The following is a 14,492-nucleotide window of genomic DNA, read 5'->3' as shown; positions in this document are numbered from 1 at the left end:
CGGAAGGGTGGGGCAAGACGCCGTTCGTCTACCAGCTTCGGCTTGGCGGCGCACCTTTGCAGCGCGGGCCGGGCAGGCTATAGAACGCCCGGCTTCAGTCGCATCCCACCCCCGCACGGAGTAAGCCTTTCCATGACCGCCATCATCGACATCGTCGGCCGTCAGATCTTCGACAGCCGCGGCAACCCGACCGTCGAGGTCGATGTCATCCTGGAGGACGGCTCCATGGGCCGCGCCGCCGTGCCGTCCGGCGCCTCCACCGGCGCCCACGAGGCGGTCGAGCTGCGCGACGGCGGCGATCGCTATCTCGGCAAGGGCGTCACCAAGGCGGTGGCCGCGGTCAACGACGAGATCTTCGCCGCCATCGGCGGTCTCGAGGCGGAAGACCAGATCCAGATCGACCAGACCATGATCGATCTCGACGGCACCCCCAACAAGGCCCGCCTCGGCGCCAACGCCATCCTCGGCGTCTCGCTCGCCACCGCCAAGGCGGCCGCCGAAGCCGCCGGCCTGCCGCTCTACCGCTACATCGGCGGCCCGAACGCCCGCGTCCTGCCGGTGCCGATGATGAACATCGTCAACGGCGGCGCCCACGCGGACAACCCGATCGACTTCCAGGAATTCATGATCATGCCGGTCGGCGCGGAGTCGATCGCCGACGCCGTCCGCATCGGCACGGAGATCTTCCACACCCTGAAGAAGGGCCTTAAGGCCGCCGGCCACAACACCAACGTGGGCGACGAGGGCGGTTTCGCGCCGAATCTGGCCTCGGCCACCGACGCGCTCGACTTCGTCATGTCGTCGATCGAGAAGGCCGGCTACCGCCCGGGCGAGGACGTCTATCTGGCGCTCGACTGCGCCGCCACCGAGTTCTTCAAGGACGGCGCCTACCACTACGAGGGCGAGGGCAAGGTGCGCTCCATCGAGGAGCAGGTGGATTATCTCGCCTCGCTCGCCGCCAAGTACCCGATCATCTCCATCGAGGACGGCATGTCCGAGGACGACTGGGAGGGCTGGAAGCTCCTCACCGACAAGATCGGCAAGACCTGCCAGCTCGTCGGCGACGACCTCTTCGTGACCAACACCCAGCGCCTGCGCCACGGCATCTCCACCGGCACGGCAAACTCCATCCTGGTGAAGGTCAACCAGATCGGCTCGCTCACCGAGACGCTCGACGCCGTGGAGACCGCCCACAAGGCCGCCTACACCGCCGTCATGTCGCACCGCTCCGGCGAGACCGAGGATAGCACCATCGCCGACCTCGCCGTCGCCACCAACTGCGGGCAGATCAAGACCGGCTCGCTCGCCCGCTCCGACCGGGTGGCCAAGTACAACCAGCTCATCCGCATCGAGGAAGAGCTCGGCTCCCAGGCCCGCTACATGGGCCGCGGCATCCTCAAGGGCTGACGCCCGCCGGACGCGGACATCCACATGTCAGAAGGCCGCGCGTGTCCCCATGCGCGGCCTTTTCCGTTCAACCGCTTCACTCAAGTTGCACAACCAAAGCGATAGATATCCACGTTGACACGTATTTGACGATCGGGCCTCCTCGGGTCCGGGACAACTCGTCCCGATCTGAAGGGGGGTTACCGTATGCAGTCCCTGACCGAACAGCAGATCCGCGCCATCTACGGCCCGAACAGCGCCGCCATCGCCGAGGCCTACCGGACGCGCGGCGAGGCCGCGCTCAAGAAGGCCGGCATCCTCGACAGCGAGACCCGGCTCGCCTTCTTCCTCGCCCAGACCGCCTACGAAACCGGACCGCACGTGCGTCTTGAGGAGAACCTCACCTACCGCACCGCCGCCCGGATCCTGGAGGTGTGGCCGAAGCGCTTCGCCGACGAGGCCGACGCCGCGCCTTTCGTGCGCAACAAGGAAGCGCTCGCCGACCGCGTCTATGGCAACCGCGCCGACCTCGGCAACGACCAGCCGGGCGATGGCTGGCGATACCGCGGCCGCGGCCTGATCCAGATCACCGGCAAGGCCAACTACCGGGAGGTCGGGGAGGCGATCGGCATCGACCTCGTCGCCAACCCGGACAAGGCCGCCGACCCGGCGTTCGCCTGGGATGTGGCCGCCGGCTGGTGGACGGTGAACGACGTCAACGAAGTCGCCGACCGCGGCTCTCTCGACAAGGTGACCGCCATCATCAACCGCTACACCGACAGCTATGAGGAGCGGCGGACTACGCTCGCCCGCGTGCGCCGGATCCTCGCCGCCACATCGACGACAAGCTCGGCCGGGTTCGCCTTTTCCGATACGGGAGGCCACGGCACCGCTGCGACCGTGATCCCGACGCCAGCTGCCGCCGGCGTGCCGATGTCCCACGACGAGGTGAAGGGCCTGCAAAACCTCCTGAAAGCGAAGAACTATGCGGTCGGCAAGTCGGACGGCATCTTCGGCACCCTCACCGCCGCCGCCGTGCTGGCCTTCCAGCGCGACCACGGCCTGCCTGTCACCGGCATGGCGGACGCCAAAACCCTCGCGGCGCTTGCCGGCGCGCCGGACCGGCAGCTCTCGGCCGGCAGGGTCGGCGCCACCACCGCCACCCTCCGGGCGGAAGGCTCCACCATCATCCTCACCCTCGACAAGGCGCGCATCGTCGGCTGGATCGCGACGGCTCTCGGCGCACTCGGCCTCGGCAAGACCGCCGCCGACGTGGCGGCGAACAGCGCCGTCGGCGCCGTCACGGGAGGGGTGGAGTCCAGCGTCCGCGAGGTTTGCGCCTTCGTGGTCTCGACCAACAATGCCCCGGCGGCCGTGCTCGAAGGCTGCGCCGCCCTCGGAAGGACCGTCCAGCAGGCGGTGGAAGGCGGCGGTATCGGCGGCCTCCTCACGGTCCTGACGACGCCGGGCGCCAGCGGCACGGTGCCCCTCGTGGATCTCCTCGTCCAGTTCGTCGGGCCCTTCATCCCGTTCGGCGGCGCCTCCATCCTCTCCCTCGTCGGCGGCCTTCTGGTCACCCGTCTCGCCGGCAAGGCCCAGGAGCGCCGCGTCGAGGACCACCGACAGGGCCTCCACCTCGGCCGATGATCGGGGGAGGGACCAGCACCTCCTGACGTCGTCAGGAACTCGCCTCATCCCTGCAGCCGATTGTCCAGCCAGAACCATCGATCGAGCCGCTCGCGAAGGAGCGGCTCGATCACCGGCCGCGGCCTCCGTCACCGGGCCGGACACCAGCTGCCCGCTCTCGTCCACGATGTTCGTCACCAGCGGCCGGCGCGCCGCCCGGGTCTCGCCGTCGAAGATGAACAGCCCGTCGCCGATCAGCCGTTCCAGCCCCTAGCGCAGACGGCACCGGTCGCAAAGCCCAGGGCTGGACGTCCGACACCCGAAGCCCGACTGCCGAAGCCCGACTGCCGAAGCCCGACTGCCGAAGCCCGACTGCCGAATCCCGAACCCCGACTGCCGCTCCTACCCCTTCTCCACCGGCGCGTCCTCCCGACCGCCCCATTCCGCCCACGAGCCGTCGTAAAGCGTCACCGTCCGAGCCCCCACCGTTTCGAGCGCCAGCGTCAGCATGGCCGCCGTCACGCCGGAGCCGCAGGTGGTGATCACCGGCTTGTCGAGGTCCACGCCCCGCGCGGCGAAGGCGGCGCGGATCGCCGCCGGATCCTTCAGCCGGCCGTCCTCCACCAGCTCCCCGAACGGCAGGTTCACCGCCCCCGGCATGTGGCCGGCCTTGAGGCCCGGGCGCGGCTCCGGGTCGTCGCCGCGGAAGCGCCCGGCCGGGCGGGCGTCCACCACCTGTGCCGTGCCGCCGTCGAGCGCGGCCTTCACGGCGGCGAAGTCGCGCACGGCTGTGTGGTCCATGCGCGCGGTGAAGTGCCGCTCCGTCCGCCGGGTCGGCCCCTCCGCCAGCATGTGCCCCTCCGCCACCCAGGCCGGCAGCCCGCCGTCGAGGATCTTCACGTCCTTGACGCCCATCACCTTGAACGTCCACCACGCCCGCGGCGCGGAGAACAGCCCGTAGGCGTCGTAGACCACCACCGTCTGGCCGTCGCCGATGCCGAGCCGGCGCATGCGGCTGGAGAACACCTCCGGCGGGGGCAGCATGTGCGGCAGGCCGGAGGCCTGGTCGGTGATGCCGTCGATGTCGAAGAAGACCGCGCCGGGGATGTGCCCGGCCAGATACTCCTCCGCGGCCAGCCGGCCGGTGGTCGGCAGGTGCCAGGTGGCGTCCACCGGCACCACGTCCGGGGCCCGCAGCCGGTCGGCCAGCCAGTCCACCGACACAAGCACGTCGTCGCGGTTCGTCGCCATCAGCGTCTCCTCGTCGTTGTTCGTCTGGCGGCCGCCGAGGCGGCCGCGGGTGAGCCGCCGAGGCGGCCGCGGGTGAGCCGCTGGCGCGGCCGCGTGTGAGCCGCCGGCGCGGCCGGGGATCAGCCCTCGGCGGGGAGGGGGCCGAACCGCAGGCGGACGCGGCGGTTGATCTTGCCCTTCTTCTCCACCTTGGCCACGTGGATCTCGCCCACCTCCGCAGTGGAGCGCACGTGCGTGCCGCCGCACGGCTGCAGGTCAAGGCTCTCGCCGATGCGCACCAGCCGCACCCGGCCCTGGCCCATGGGCGGCTTTACCTTCATGGTTTTTACGAGCCCCGGATTGGCCATCAGCTCGTCGTCGGTGATCCACTCCGTCGTGATGGCGTGGTCGGCCGCCACGTGCGCCATCAGCGCCGCCGTCACCGCCTCCTTGTCGACGCCGCCCTCCGGCATGTCGAAGTCGAGCCGCCCCTCGTCCGCCCCGATCTGCCCGCCCGTCACCGGAAACGGCAGCACCACGGAGAGGAGATGCAACGCCGTGTGGATGCGCATGTGCCGGTAGCGCACCGCCCAGTCCAGATGCTGCACCACCCGCGCGCCCACGTCCGGCAGCGCCACACCCTCGTCCGCCGCCTTCAGGCGGATCCGCGTCCGGTCGGCCTCGTAGACCGCCGTGGCGATCGCCAGCACCTGCCCGTCGGCAAGCTCCAGGCTGCCGCCGTCGCCCGGCTGGCCGCCGCCGGCCGGATAGAAGATCGACCGGTCGAGCACGATCCCGTCGCCGTCCGCCGCCACCACGGTCGCCTCCGCCACGGAGAGGTAGGCGTCGTCGCGGAAGAGCGCATCGGTCATCGGGCAGGGCTCCAAGCCGAACGGCGGCGTGCCGTCCAGGGGCCGCAGCTTCGGCGGTTTTAATCGTGGTTTCAACCGCGTTGCGGCGCCCCGCCGGCTTCGGCCGCCATCCGCGCCGGCCGCATCCCCGTTCCCAGTCTTGATTCGCACCCCCCGCGGCCGCACACTTGCCCCGCTTAAGCTTGCGACGGGGGCGAGATCCCCGCCGGTCGACCCGACCGGCGCCGGTCGACGCATCCCCGAGAACAAACACGAAGGGGGATGGCCATGGGTGGGGAAACACGGAAAAGCTGGACGGACGGCGCCTCGCGCGGCGTCATCCTGGGGTTCGGCGCGGCGGTCGTCGCCGCCACCGTCGGCTGGTCGGAAACCTATGCGAGCCGCAACGAGATCGCCGGCCTTCGGGCCGAACTTGCCGCCGTCGGCCTCGACGCCAGCACCGCCGGCACCCTCCGCGACGACATCGCCGGCGCCAAGCGCGATCTGGTGCGCGTGGAGAACGCCCTGACCGCCGCCTCGGCTGCGGCGAATGCGCGCGCGTCGCAGGTCGAAAAGGCCGCCGCCAAGCTGCAGGTGGTCGAAGCCAAGGCGCTGAGCGCCACCACCGCCGAGCGTGCCGCCTCGAGCCTCTTCACCACCCTCGACAAGGAGAACAAGGTGCTGGAGCCGGCCGTCCGCCAGCTCTCCAACGCCCACGTCTCCCTCACCGCCGCCGTCGGCGCCCGGCGCACCGAACTCACCGGCCTCATCGCCTCCGTGGAGCGCAACAAGGAGCTGGTCTCCAAGGCCGAGCGCTGGAAGGTGGAGGGCGACAAGCTCACCGCCGCCAGCGAGCGCCTCGCCCGCGAGGTGGTGGGCCTTGAGAACACCGTCACGTCGCTGACCGCCGCCATCGCCTACCGCAAGACCGAACTCGGCGAGGCCCTGCGCGGCAAGGCCGAGGCGGACGAGGTCGTCCGTCGCTCCACCGTCACGGTCCTCGAGCACGAGCACCAGCTGCGCGACCTCAACACCGCCATCGCGGCCATGAAGATCGAGCGCGAGCAGATCGGCAAGGCCATCGTGGAGGCCAACAACCGCCTCGTGCCGGCGCTCGCCGCCGCCAGCGCCCGCGAGACCCAGCTCGTCGACCTCGCCAAGCGCGTCGCCGCCGCCGAGACGGAGAACGCCGCCCTCATGCTCGCCAATCAAGAGTTGGAGGATCGCCTCGACATCGCCGAGACCCGCCTCGGCCGCCTCGCCGACGCCGCCCGGGCCGTCGCCGGCCACCTCGCCGCCGTTGACCAGGTGCTGGACGCCGACACCGTCCAGGCCGCCATGCTGGAGAAGTGATGCCAAGCCCGTAAGGTATCGACGTGTCGGACCTTTGCGGGCGCAGGCAAGCCCGAACGGGCGCCGGCCGGTCAGGCCGTAGCGCTCGTGAAGGTCGGACGAGTCCGACCTTCACGAGCCGTGAAAGAGCATCCGGCGCCCCCGCGCCCCGCTCGTTCCTCGCCGAAACGCGAAGGGCCGCCCCACCGGGCGGCCCTTCGCACGCTCGCGTCCACCTCGCGCCCCCGGTCACACCGTTTCGTAGGGCACCGTGATCCGGCTCTCCCGCTCCAGGAAGGCCGGCACGGGCAGGTTCTTGGAGCGCAGGAAGTCCGGGTTGAAGAGCTTGCTGGCGTAGCGGGTGCCGTAGTCGCAGAGGATGGTCACGATGGTGTGGCCGGGGCCGAGCTCGCGGGCGAGCGCCATGGCACCGGCCACGTTGACGCCCGACGAGCCGCCGAGGCAGAGCCCCTCGTGCTCCAGGAGGTCGAACACGATCGACACCGCTTCCTCGTCGGAGACGCGGGTCGCGAAGTCCACCGGCGCGCCCTCCAGATTGGCGGTGATCCGCCCCTGGCCGATGCCTTCGGTGATGGACGAGCCTTCCGCCTTCAGCTCGCCGCTGGTGTAGTAGCTGTAGAGCGCCGCCCCGTGCGGATCCGCAAGGCCGATCTTCACCCCCGGCTTCAGCGCCTTGAGCGCCAGGCCGACGCCGGCGAGCGTGCCGCCGGACCCGACGGCGCAGACGAAGCCGTCCACGGCGCCGCCGGTCTGCTCGAAGATCTCCCGCGCCGTCGTGTCGATGTGCGCCTGCCGGTTCGCCACATTGTCGAACTGGTTGGCCCACACGGCGCCGTGCTCGGCTGTGGCGGCCAACTGCTCGGCAAGCCGCCCGGAGAGCTTCACGTAGTTGTTCGGGTTCTTGTAGGGAACGGCCGGCACCTCCACCAGCTCCGCCCCCATCAGGCGGAGGGCGTCCTTCTTCTCCTGCGCCTGGGTCTCCGGGATCACGATCACGGTCTTCAGGCCGTAGACGCTCGCCACCAGCGCCAGCCCGATCCCGGTGTTGCCGGCGGTACCCTCCACCACGATGCCGCCGGGCTCGATCGCCTTGCGGGCGAGCGCGTCCTTGATGATCCAGAGCGCGGCGCGGTCCTTGACCGACTGGCCGGGGTTCAGAAACTCGGCCTTGCCCAGGATCTCGCATCCGGTCATCTCGGAAGCGCGCTTCAGGCGAATGAGGGGTGTGTTGCCGATGAGGTCGAGAACGCTGCCGGACATGGGGTCTCCAGAGGGCGCGATGGCCGGGCGCGCGGGCCGGTCGAGGTCGCCGGGGCGGCGCGCGCTGAGGGGGCTAAGGTGTCGGACCGGACCCTAAAAGCCGGAGGCGGGCCGATCAAGCACGGGAAACCTGCCGAATCGCTGGAAATTGGAAAGCCTTTTCGTCTTGGAAAGAGATTGCCAATGACGATCACCGCTTGGTGATCCAACATTGCCGACCACGCGTAGCATCGATTACAGTGCCGCCCCAGCGGCCGGACACAGACATCAGTTTTCGACAGGACAACGCCCTCCATGGCGCCGAATCTGGATCAGGAAATCAACGCCCTTCTGGCCGGCTACGCGGCCGGCGCCTTGCCGGCGCCGCTCAGCGTCATGGTCGAGGCGCACCTGGAACTCTCCCCGGTGAACCGCCGCTTCGTCGCCGACCTGGAGGCGTTGTCCGGCCGCGGCATCGAGGAGATCGCCCCCGTGCCGGTCTCCAGCCGCGACGCGCGTCTTGCCGCCATCTTCGGAGCCGATATCGCCCCGGCGCCGGTTGCGCCCCGGCCCGTCCGGGCCGGCCGCCTGCCGGTCGCCATCCGCCGCTTCGTCGGCGGCGACGCCGACACCCTTGCCTGGCGCACCGTGCTGCCGGGCGTGAAGGAGATCAAGCTCGGCGAGTTCGACGGCCTGAAGCCGAGCCTGTTCTGGATCCGCGCCGGCACCGCCATGCCGGCCCACACCCACGAGGGCGACGAGGCCACGCTGGTGCTCGAAGGCGGCTTCTCCGACATCCTCGGCACCTACGGCGTCGGCGACATCTCCATCAACGACGCCACCGTCGACCACAAGCCCGTCGCCGACGACGAAGGCGACTGCATCGGCTTTGCCGTCACCGACGCCCCCCTCCGCCTCACCGGCCGCATCGGCCGCCTGTTCAACCCCTTCATCCGGGTCTGACGGGGAGGGAGGACGGCGCAGGCGGGCCATGTCGATCGGCCGGGGCTTCCGCTGATCACGACATCCAGCACCGTCATGGTCCGCTCCAGGCGGACAGCGCGCGTAGACGCACGCCTAAGTCGCGCCAAACACGACTGCCCATTCCCCGGCGAGCGCGACGCGTCCAATCAATCCGCCACCTTTCCCCCCAGCCGTCACCCCGGCGAAAGCCGGGGCCCAACCGTCCCGTCCATCCCTGCGCCGGTCGGCTAATCCCCCACGTCGGCTGGATCCCGGCTTTCGCCGGGATGACGTTGGGGCGCTATCAACGAAACCCGCAGTCCCGCCGGCAAGCAACCCCCGCACCCCCGCACCCCCACCCTCTCCGTCGTCACGGCGCGCCGCGAGCAGACAGCGCGCGGAGACGCACGCCCAAGTCGCGCCAAACACGACCACCTTTTCCCCGGCAATCGCGACGCGTCCAATCGGCCGCCCCCTTTCCCCCCAGCCGTCACCCCGGCGAAAGCCGGGGCCCAACCGTCCCGTCCATCCCTGCGCCGGTCGGCAAATCCCCCACGTCGGCTGGATCCCGACTTTCGCCGGGATGACGTTGGGGCGCTATCAACGAACCTGCAGATCCCGCCGGCAAGTGACCCCCGCACCCACGCACCCGACGCGATCGTGACCACCTCCCACAGAACCGCTCCCCCACCTCCACCGTAAGCTCCACAGCACCCACCCCCCCATAGCCCCCCAAAGGAACCCTCCCCATGCCCCCGCGCCCCCAATCCCCCGCCGACGGCATCGCATGGGTCACCGGGGCGTCGAGCGGCATCGGGCGGGTGGTGGCGGCGAAGCTGGCGGGGGAGGGATGGCGGGTCGTGGTGTCGGCGCGGGGCGCGGACGCGCTTGCCAGCCTTGCCGCGGAGCACTCCGGCAAGATCATCCCCGTACCCCTCGACATGGCCGACGCCGACGCGGTTGCCGCCGCCGTCGCCCACATCGAGGCGGCGCACGGGCCGATCGCGCTCGCCGTCCTCAACGCCGGCATCTACCTTCCGGTGCGCGGCGAGGACCTCACCCTGGAGCCGTTCCGCCGGTCCATCGACGTGAACCTCACCGGCACGGTGGCGGCCCTCGTGCCGCTGATCGACGCCATGAAGGCCCGCCGGTCGGGCCAGATCGCCGTGGTGTCGTCGGTGGCCGGCTACACCGGCCTGCCCACCTCGGCCGCCTACGGGGCCACCAAGGCGGCGCTCTTTAATCTATGCGAAAGCTTGAAGTTCGACCTCGACCGCCTTGGAATCCTGGTGCAAGTGGTCAGCCCCGGCTTCGTCGACACGCCGGCCACGAAGAGCAATCCGTTTCCCATGCCCTTCCTCATCAGCGTGGAGGTCGCGGCGGAGCGGATCGTGAAGGGCCTGAAGCGGTCTGCGTTCGAGATCACCTTCCCGCGCCGCTTCACCACCATCCTGAAGCTCCTGCGCATCCTGCCCTACGGGCTCTACTTCCCGCTCGTGAAGCGGGCTACCGGTTGGCGCTGAGCGCCGCCGCCTCGATCCGGCGGCGAAGGTCCGCCTGCCCGGCCGCATCGAGCGGAAAGCCCCACATCAGCCAGATGGCCGCCGCCTTCATCAGCACCGGCACCGCCGCGTAGAGAAGCGCGAGCGCCTGCAGGCCAGCGGCGGTCGTCGTCTCGCCGGTGGCGTCGAAGCCGGCCGCGTTGAGGATGGGGAAGGAGATCCCCACGGCCAGCGCCAGCGCCGCCTTGGTGGCGAGCCCCCAGGCTGCCACATAGGTGCCGGTGCGCTGCTCCCCGCTTTCGGCGGTGTCCACGTCCACCACGTCCGCCTGGATGGAGGCCGGCAGCACCAGGTCGGCGCCAAGGGCGATCCCGGTGAGCACGCAGACGCCGAGGAAGAGCCCGACGTCGCCGGGTCCGAGCAGCGGCACCAGGGCGAACACCGCCGAAGCGCCGATCATCGCCACGCACCAGGCCCGGTGCTTGCCGATCCGCCGGGCGACCGCCAGCCACAGCGGCACGCCGGCGACGCCGGAGAGGAAATAGACGAAGAGCACCAGCCCCGCCTGTTCCGGCGCTTGCAGCACCTGCCCGACGAAAAAGAGGAAGAGGGTCGCCGGCAGGCCGTTCGCCAGTCCGTTCAGCAGATAGGCGGCGAGGAGCACCAGGAAGGGCTTGTTCCGCGACAGGTGCCGGAGGCCGTCGCGCAGCTGAAGCCGGCCGGCCGAATAGTCCTTCGGCTCCGGCACCGCCGCGAGCGCCAGCGCCCCCGTCACCGGCAAGAGGATGGCGACGAACAGCGCCAGCACCAGGAGCGCCTCCGCCGGTCCGCCCCAGCCGAGCGCCTGGGTCACGGCCGGGGTGGCGGTGGCGATCAGGGTGCCGAACACCACCGCGGCCTCCCGGACGGCGCTGATCCGGTTGCGCTCCGCATAGGTCGTCGCCAGCTCCGCCCCCCAGGCCCAATAGGGAATGAGGCTGAGCGTCATGCCGATCGAGAGCAGCGAGCCGAACGCGAACAGCCAGAGCAGGCCCGCGTCCGCCGGCGGCACGAACACCAGCCAGGTCGCCGCCACCGTCACCGGCAGCGACAGCGCGAACCACCCCCGCCGCCGCCCCCATCCGAACCGCACCCGATCGGCGAGGATGCCCACCACCGGGTCGGAGATGGCATCCACCAGCCGCACCAGCAGCAGCACCTGCCCGACCTGGGCGAGGGAGAGGCCGAGCACGGCCGCATAGTGGTTGGGCACCACGATGGCGAACGGCAGGGTCAGCACCGCCAGCGGCAGCGCCGGCAGCGCATAGGCGAGGAGGCGCGGGAGGGGGAGGGCGGCGGTCGCGGGAGCACTCATGTCACGCTTACGCCCGAGCCGCCGGCCGGATCACAGGGCCGAAGCGGCAACCACAGGCACACGCCGCACCGTTTGCCACGCCGGAGAGCAACATGCGGCTCCATCGGCCACCAATGCAGGGCTACAAGGCGCTACAAACCGCTACCAAGCAGCGACAAAGGCGCAACATCGGGCGACAGGATGCTCCCCTTCGCCACCAGCCGCAGCAATCAACGGTTGTTCAGCGGACCTCAATCGACCCGCTCCCAGCCCCGCGGCATCAGGTGCTCCTGCGGCTTGAAGCGGATCTTGTAGTCCATCTTCGGCGACCCCTTCACCCAGTAGCCGAGATAGACGTAAGGCAATCCGCGCGCCTTCGCCCGGCGAATATGGTCCAGAATCATGAGGGTACCGAGCCCTCTCCAGGCCGCCTCGGGGTCGTAGAAGGAGTAGACCATGGAGAGCCCGTCGGCGAGTACGTCGGTGAGGCCGACGGCGAGCAGCGGGCCGGCGCCGCGGCCGGTCAGAAAACTGTCCGGTCCCCGCCGCCGGTATTCCACCAGCATGGTCTCCACATGCGTGTCTTCGACCATCATGGCATAGTCCAGCATGGTCATGTCGACCATGCCGCCGTCGGCGTGACGGCTGTCCAGGTAGTGACGGAACAGCGAATACTGCTCGGACGTGGGGGATGGCGGCAGTTCCGCGCCGATCACGTCCTCGTTCGTCTTCATCGTGCGGCGGAAAGACTTGTTCGGGCTGAAGCCGTCGACGCAGATGCGGACGGAGACGCAGGCCCGGCAGGTCTCGCAGGCGGGCCGATAGGCGATGTTCTGGCTCCGCCGGAACCCGCCCTGGCTCAGGATGTCGTTCAGCGCCGGCGCGCGATCACCCACCAGATGCGTAAACACCTTCCGCTCGAACCGACCGGCGAGATAGGGGCAGGGCGAGGGTGCCGTCAGAAAAAACTGAGGCGCGTCCGTCGGATGATGCGTCATGTCGCGTCGTGCGAAAGGGAACGATCGGCAATCCTCGCACGGAAACCCGTGCGAGGCGAGACGGAACCGTCGAACGTGACCGACCGTTCCCGCGCGATCAAATGCGACCGGTCCTATTGATGACAACCGTGCCGAGCACGATGTCGTGCAGCAGGCGCTTGCGGTCGGCAATCAGCGAGAACAGCACCACGAACGGCGTCAGCAGCGACACCGAGGCGTAGAAGAGCACCGCGTGGATGGCCGCCAGCACCGGCGTCATCCGCTGCCCGTTCAACTGCCGCATCTCCAGCCCGAAGGCGCGCATGCCCGGGGTGGCCGAGGTGGAGCCGCCGAGGGTGAAGGCGCAGTAGATGAGGGCGAGGAAGGGCCAGAGCAGCGGAAAGAGAAGCCAGCCGAGGCCTAGGGTGAAGACGCCGAGAACCAGCACGACGAAGCTCGCCGCCACGGTCAACAGCGCGATCAGCACGGCATCGAACAGGAAGGCCATCACGCGCTTGGTCCGAATGCCGTCGTAAAGCGCGACATCGGTCATCACGTCCGGCCTGTAACCTGAAACGGGCACCGAATGCGGGTCGCTCATCGTGGGTCTCCTTTGTTGGACCTGATGTAGGTGGGCGTCCGGGCCTTCACAATACTTCGCCGTCGATAACGTCGCGCGCCCGCCCGCTCACTCCGGATTGCGCCGCGCCACCCCGTAGCCGCGCGCCCGCAGCCCTTCGCAGATCCGCTCCGCATGCCCGGCATCCCGGGCCTCCAGCGTGATGTCCAGGGTCGCGCCCTTGGCCGGAATGTCCAGCACCGTCCGCTTGTGCGAGACCTCCAGGATGTTGCCGCCGAAGTCACCGATCAGGGTGGAGATGTCGCCGAGCGTCCCCGGCCGATCGGGAATCGCCAGTCTTATTGCGATGATACGCTCCTCCCGCGCCAACTCCCGCATCATGATGGAGGCGAGAATGCGCGGGTCGATGTTGCCGCCGCACAGAACGAGGCCCACCCGCTTGCCGCGGAAGAGGTCCGGCTCCGCCAGCATGGCCGCCAGCCCCGCCGCCCCGGCGCCCTCGGCCATGGTCTTCTGCAGCGTCGCATAGGCGTTCACCGCCCGCTCCAGGTGGGTCTCGTCCACGAGCACGATGGTCGAAACGAGGTCGCGCACGATCGGCAGCGTCAGCCGGCCGGCGCTCTTCACCGCGATGCCCTCGGCAAGGGTCGCGCCGCCGCAAGCCGCGGTCTCGCCGCGCACCGCCGCCCACATGGACGGATAGAGCCGCGTCTCCGCCCCGACGATCTCGATCTCCGGCTTCAAACCCTTGGCGGCAATCGCAATTCCGGAGATCAGCCCGCCGCCGCCGATCGGCACCACCAGCGTGTCGAGGCCCGGATCGTCGTCCAGCATCTCCAGCGCGATGGTGCCCTGGCCGCGGATCACGTCCGGATCGTCGAACGGGTGCACCATCACGTGGCCGCGCTCGGCGGCGATCCGCTCCGCCGCCTCCTGGGCTTCGGCCACCGTCTCGCCCTCCAGCACCACGGTGGCGCCGAACGCCTCCGTCGCCGCCACCTTCACGTGCGGCGTCGTCACCGGCATGACGATCGTGGAGGCGATGCCGAGCCGGGTGGCGTGGTAGGCGACCGCCTGCGCATGATTGCCCGCCGACATGGCGATCACCCCGCGCGCCCGCTCGGCATCGGACAGGGTGGAGAGCTTGACCAGCGCGCCCCGTTCCTTAAAAGCGGCGGTCACCTGCAGGTTCTCGTACTTCACCTTGACGTCCGCGCCGGTGAGGCTGGACAGCCGCGGCGCCGGCAGGAAGGGCGTCCGCATCACGTGGCTGCGAAGCACGGCCTCGGCGGCGCGAATGTCGGCAAGGGTCGGGCGGACGATCGGCTGTGACATGAGTGCAAGACGCTCCGGACGGGTTCGGTCCTGCCATAGCACCGTCGCGCGGCAAGCGCACGCGACGGGCCGCTCCGCCCCGCCCAAACCCATGCTTTCGCACGCTTATGGCCGCGC

General features: G+C 69.9%; 12 protein-coding genes. 5 read left to right on the top strand and 7 right to left on the bottom strand.

Going from position 1 to position 14,492, the window contains the following annotated elements; all coding sequences use genetic code 11:
- Window positions 1-132: 132 nt before the first annotated feature.
- Together eno and BUQ68_RS04235 are read left to right on the top strand one after the other, a co-directional pair.
- A complete protein-coding gene (gene eno / locus BUQ68_RS04240) occupies window positions 133-1,407 on the top strand; it encodes a phosphopyruvate hydratase (protein WP_075214676.1) in 1,275 nt (424 codons plus the stop codon).
- 186 nt (window positions 1,408-1,593) lie between these two features.
- Window positions 1,594-3,033, top strand: a complete 1,440-nt coding sequence (locus BUQ68_RS04235; RefSeq protein ID WP_075214675.1) for a peptidoglycan-binding protein — start codon at window positions 1,594-1,596, stop codon at window positions 3,031-3,033.
- 381 nt (window positions 3,034-3,414) lie between these two features.
- Here the strand turns inward: BUQ68_RS04235 and sseA are convergent, their stop codons facing one another.
- A complete protein-coding gene (gene sseA, locus BUQ68_RS04230; RefSeq protein ID WP_075214674.1) occupies window positions 3,415-4,263 on the bottom strand; it encodes a 3-mercaptopyruvate sulfurtransferase in 849 nt (282 codons plus the stop codon).
- 119 nt (window positions 4,264-4,382) lie between these two features.
- Window positions 4,383-5,114: an alanyl-tRNA editing protein gene (locus BUQ68_RS04225; protein WP_075214673.1), complete on the bottom strand. Its 732-nt coding sequence runs from the start codon at window positions 5,112-5,114 to the stop codon at window positions 4,383-4,385.
- 267 nt (window positions 5,115-5,381) lie between these two features.
- On the opposite strand from BUQ68_RS04225, the gene BUQ68_RS04220 reads away from it, so the two are divergent.
- A complete protein-coding gene (locus BUQ68_RS04220; RefSeq protein ID WP_139315147.1) occupies window positions 5,382-6,446 on the top strand; it encodes a coiled-coil domain-containing protein in 1,065 nt (354 codons plus the stop codon).
- 228 nt (window positions 6,447-6,674) lie between these two features.
- Here BUQ68_RS04220 and BUQ68_RS04215 read toward each other — a convergent pair whose 3' ends face one another.
- A complete protein-coding gene (locus BUQ68_RS04215) occupies window positions 6,675-7,706 on the bottom strand; it encodes a cysteine synthase A (RefSeq protein WP_075214671.1) in 1,032 nt (343 codons plus the stop codon).
- 294 nt (window positions 7,707-8,000) lie between these two features.
- Between BUQ68_RS04215 and BUQ68_RS04210 the strand changes: the two genes are divergently transcribed.
- Window positions 8,001-8,648 carry a ChrR family anti-sigma-E factor gene (locus BUQ68_RS04210; protein WP_075214670.1) on the top strand — a complete coding sequence of 216 codons (648 nt, stop codon included), beginning with the start codon at window positions 8,001-8,003 and terminating at the stop codon, window positions 8,646-8,648.
- A gap of 749 nt (window positions 8,649-9,397) precedes the next feature.
- A complete protein-coding gene (locus BUQ68_RS04205; RefSeq protein ID WP_075214669.1) occupies window positions 9,398-10,171 on the top strand; it encodes an SDR family NAD(P)-dependent oxidoreductase in 774 nt (257 codons plus the stop codon).
- Here BUQ68_RS04205 and BUQ68_RS04200 read toward each other — a convergent pair.
- From BUQ68_RS04200 to BUQ68_RS04185, 4 genes are all read right to left on the bottom strand, one after another.
- Entirely contained in the window at window positions 10,155-11,504 is a 1,350-nt protein-coding gene (locus tag BUQ68_RS04200) for an MFS transporter (protein WP_075214668.1), read from the bottom strand. The two genes, BUQ68_RS04205 and BUQ68_RS04200, sit on opposite strands and share 17 nt — an antisense overlap.
- A 230-nt stretch (window positions 11,505-11,734) precedes the next feature.
- The gene (locus tag BUQ68_RS04195; RefSeq protein WP_075214667.1) at window positions 11,735-12,481 is read right to left on the bottom strand and encodes an arginyltransferase; all 747 of its coding nucleotides are present in this window, start codon (window positions 12,479-12,481) and stop codon (window positions 11,735-11,737) included.
- A 97-nt stretch (window positions 12,482-12,578) separates the two neighbouring features.
- A complete protein-coding gene (locus BUQ68_RS04190) occupies window positions 12,579-13,061 on the bottom strand; it encodes an RDD family protein (RefSeq protein ID WP_075214666.1) in 483 nt (160 codons plus the stop codon).
- Between the two features lie 87 nt (window positions 13,062-13,148).
- Window positions 13,149-14,375 (bottom strand): threonine ammonia-lyase, encoded by a 1,227-nt coding sequence (locus BUQ68_RS04185; RefSeq protein WP_075214665.1) that lies wholly within the window; start codon window positions 14,373-14,375, stop codon window positions 13,149-13,151.
- Window positions 14,376-14,492: the final 117 nt, after the last annotated feature.

This window comes from Mongoliimonas terrestris (genome assembly GCF_001927285.1).
Taxonomy (GTDB): Bacteria; Pseudomonadota; Alphaproteobacteria; order Rhizobiales; family Pleomorphomonadaceae; genus Chthonobacter; species Chthonobacter terrestris.
The sequence above is the reverse complement of the archived record's forward strand: the minus strand, read 5'-3'. Positions and strand labels throughout refer to the sequence as shown.

Coding starts and splice junctions, on each gene's coding strand:
- sseA (WP_075214674.1), bottom strand. CDS start 4,263: ATGGCGACGAACCGCGACGACGTGCTTGTGTCGGTGGACTGGCTGGCC.
- BUQ68_RS04210 (WP_075214670.1), top strand. CDS start 8,001: ATGGCGCCGAATCTGGATCAGGAAATCAACGCCCTTCTGGCCGGCTAC.
- BUQ68_RS04220 (WP_139315147.1), top strand. CDS start 5,382: ATGGGTGGGGAAACACGGAAAAGCTGGACGGACGGCGCCTCGCGCGGC.
- BUQ68_RS04225 (WP_075214673.1), bottom strand. CDS start 5,114: ATGACCGATGCGCTCTTCCGCGACGACGCCTACCTCTCCGTGGCGGAG.
- BUQ68_RS04205 (WP_075214669.1), top strand. CDS start 9,398: ATGCCCCCGCGCCCCCAATCCCCCGCCGACGGCATCGCATGGGTCACC.
- BUQ68_RS04235 (WP_075214675.1), top strand. CDS start 1,594: ATGCAGTCCCTGACCGAACAGCAGATCCGCGCCATCTACGGCCCGAAC.
- BUQ68_RS04185 (WP_075214665.1), bottom strand. CDS start 14,375: ATGTCACAGCCGATCGTCCGCCCGACCCTTGCCGACATTCGCGCCGCC.
- BUQ68_RS04190 (WP_075214666.1), bottom strand. CDS start 13,061: ATGAGCGACCCGCATTCGGTGCCCGTTTCAGGTTACAGGCCGGACGTG.
- BUQ68_RS04195 (WP_075214667.1), bottom strand. CDS start 12,481: ATGACGCATCATCCGACGGACGCGCCTCAGTTTTTTCTGACGGCACCC.
- eno (WP_075214676.1), top strand. CDS start 133: ATGACCGCCATCATCGACATCGTCGGCCGTCAGATCTTCGACAGCCGC.
- BUQ68_RS04215 (WP_075214671.1), bottom strand. CDS start 7,706: ATGTCCGGCAGCGTTCTCGACCTCATCGGCAACACACCCCTCATTCGC.
- BUQ68_RS04200 (WP_075214668.1), bottom strand. CDS start 11,504: ATGAGTGCTCCCGCGACCGCCGCCCTCCCCCTCCCGCGCCTCCTCGCC.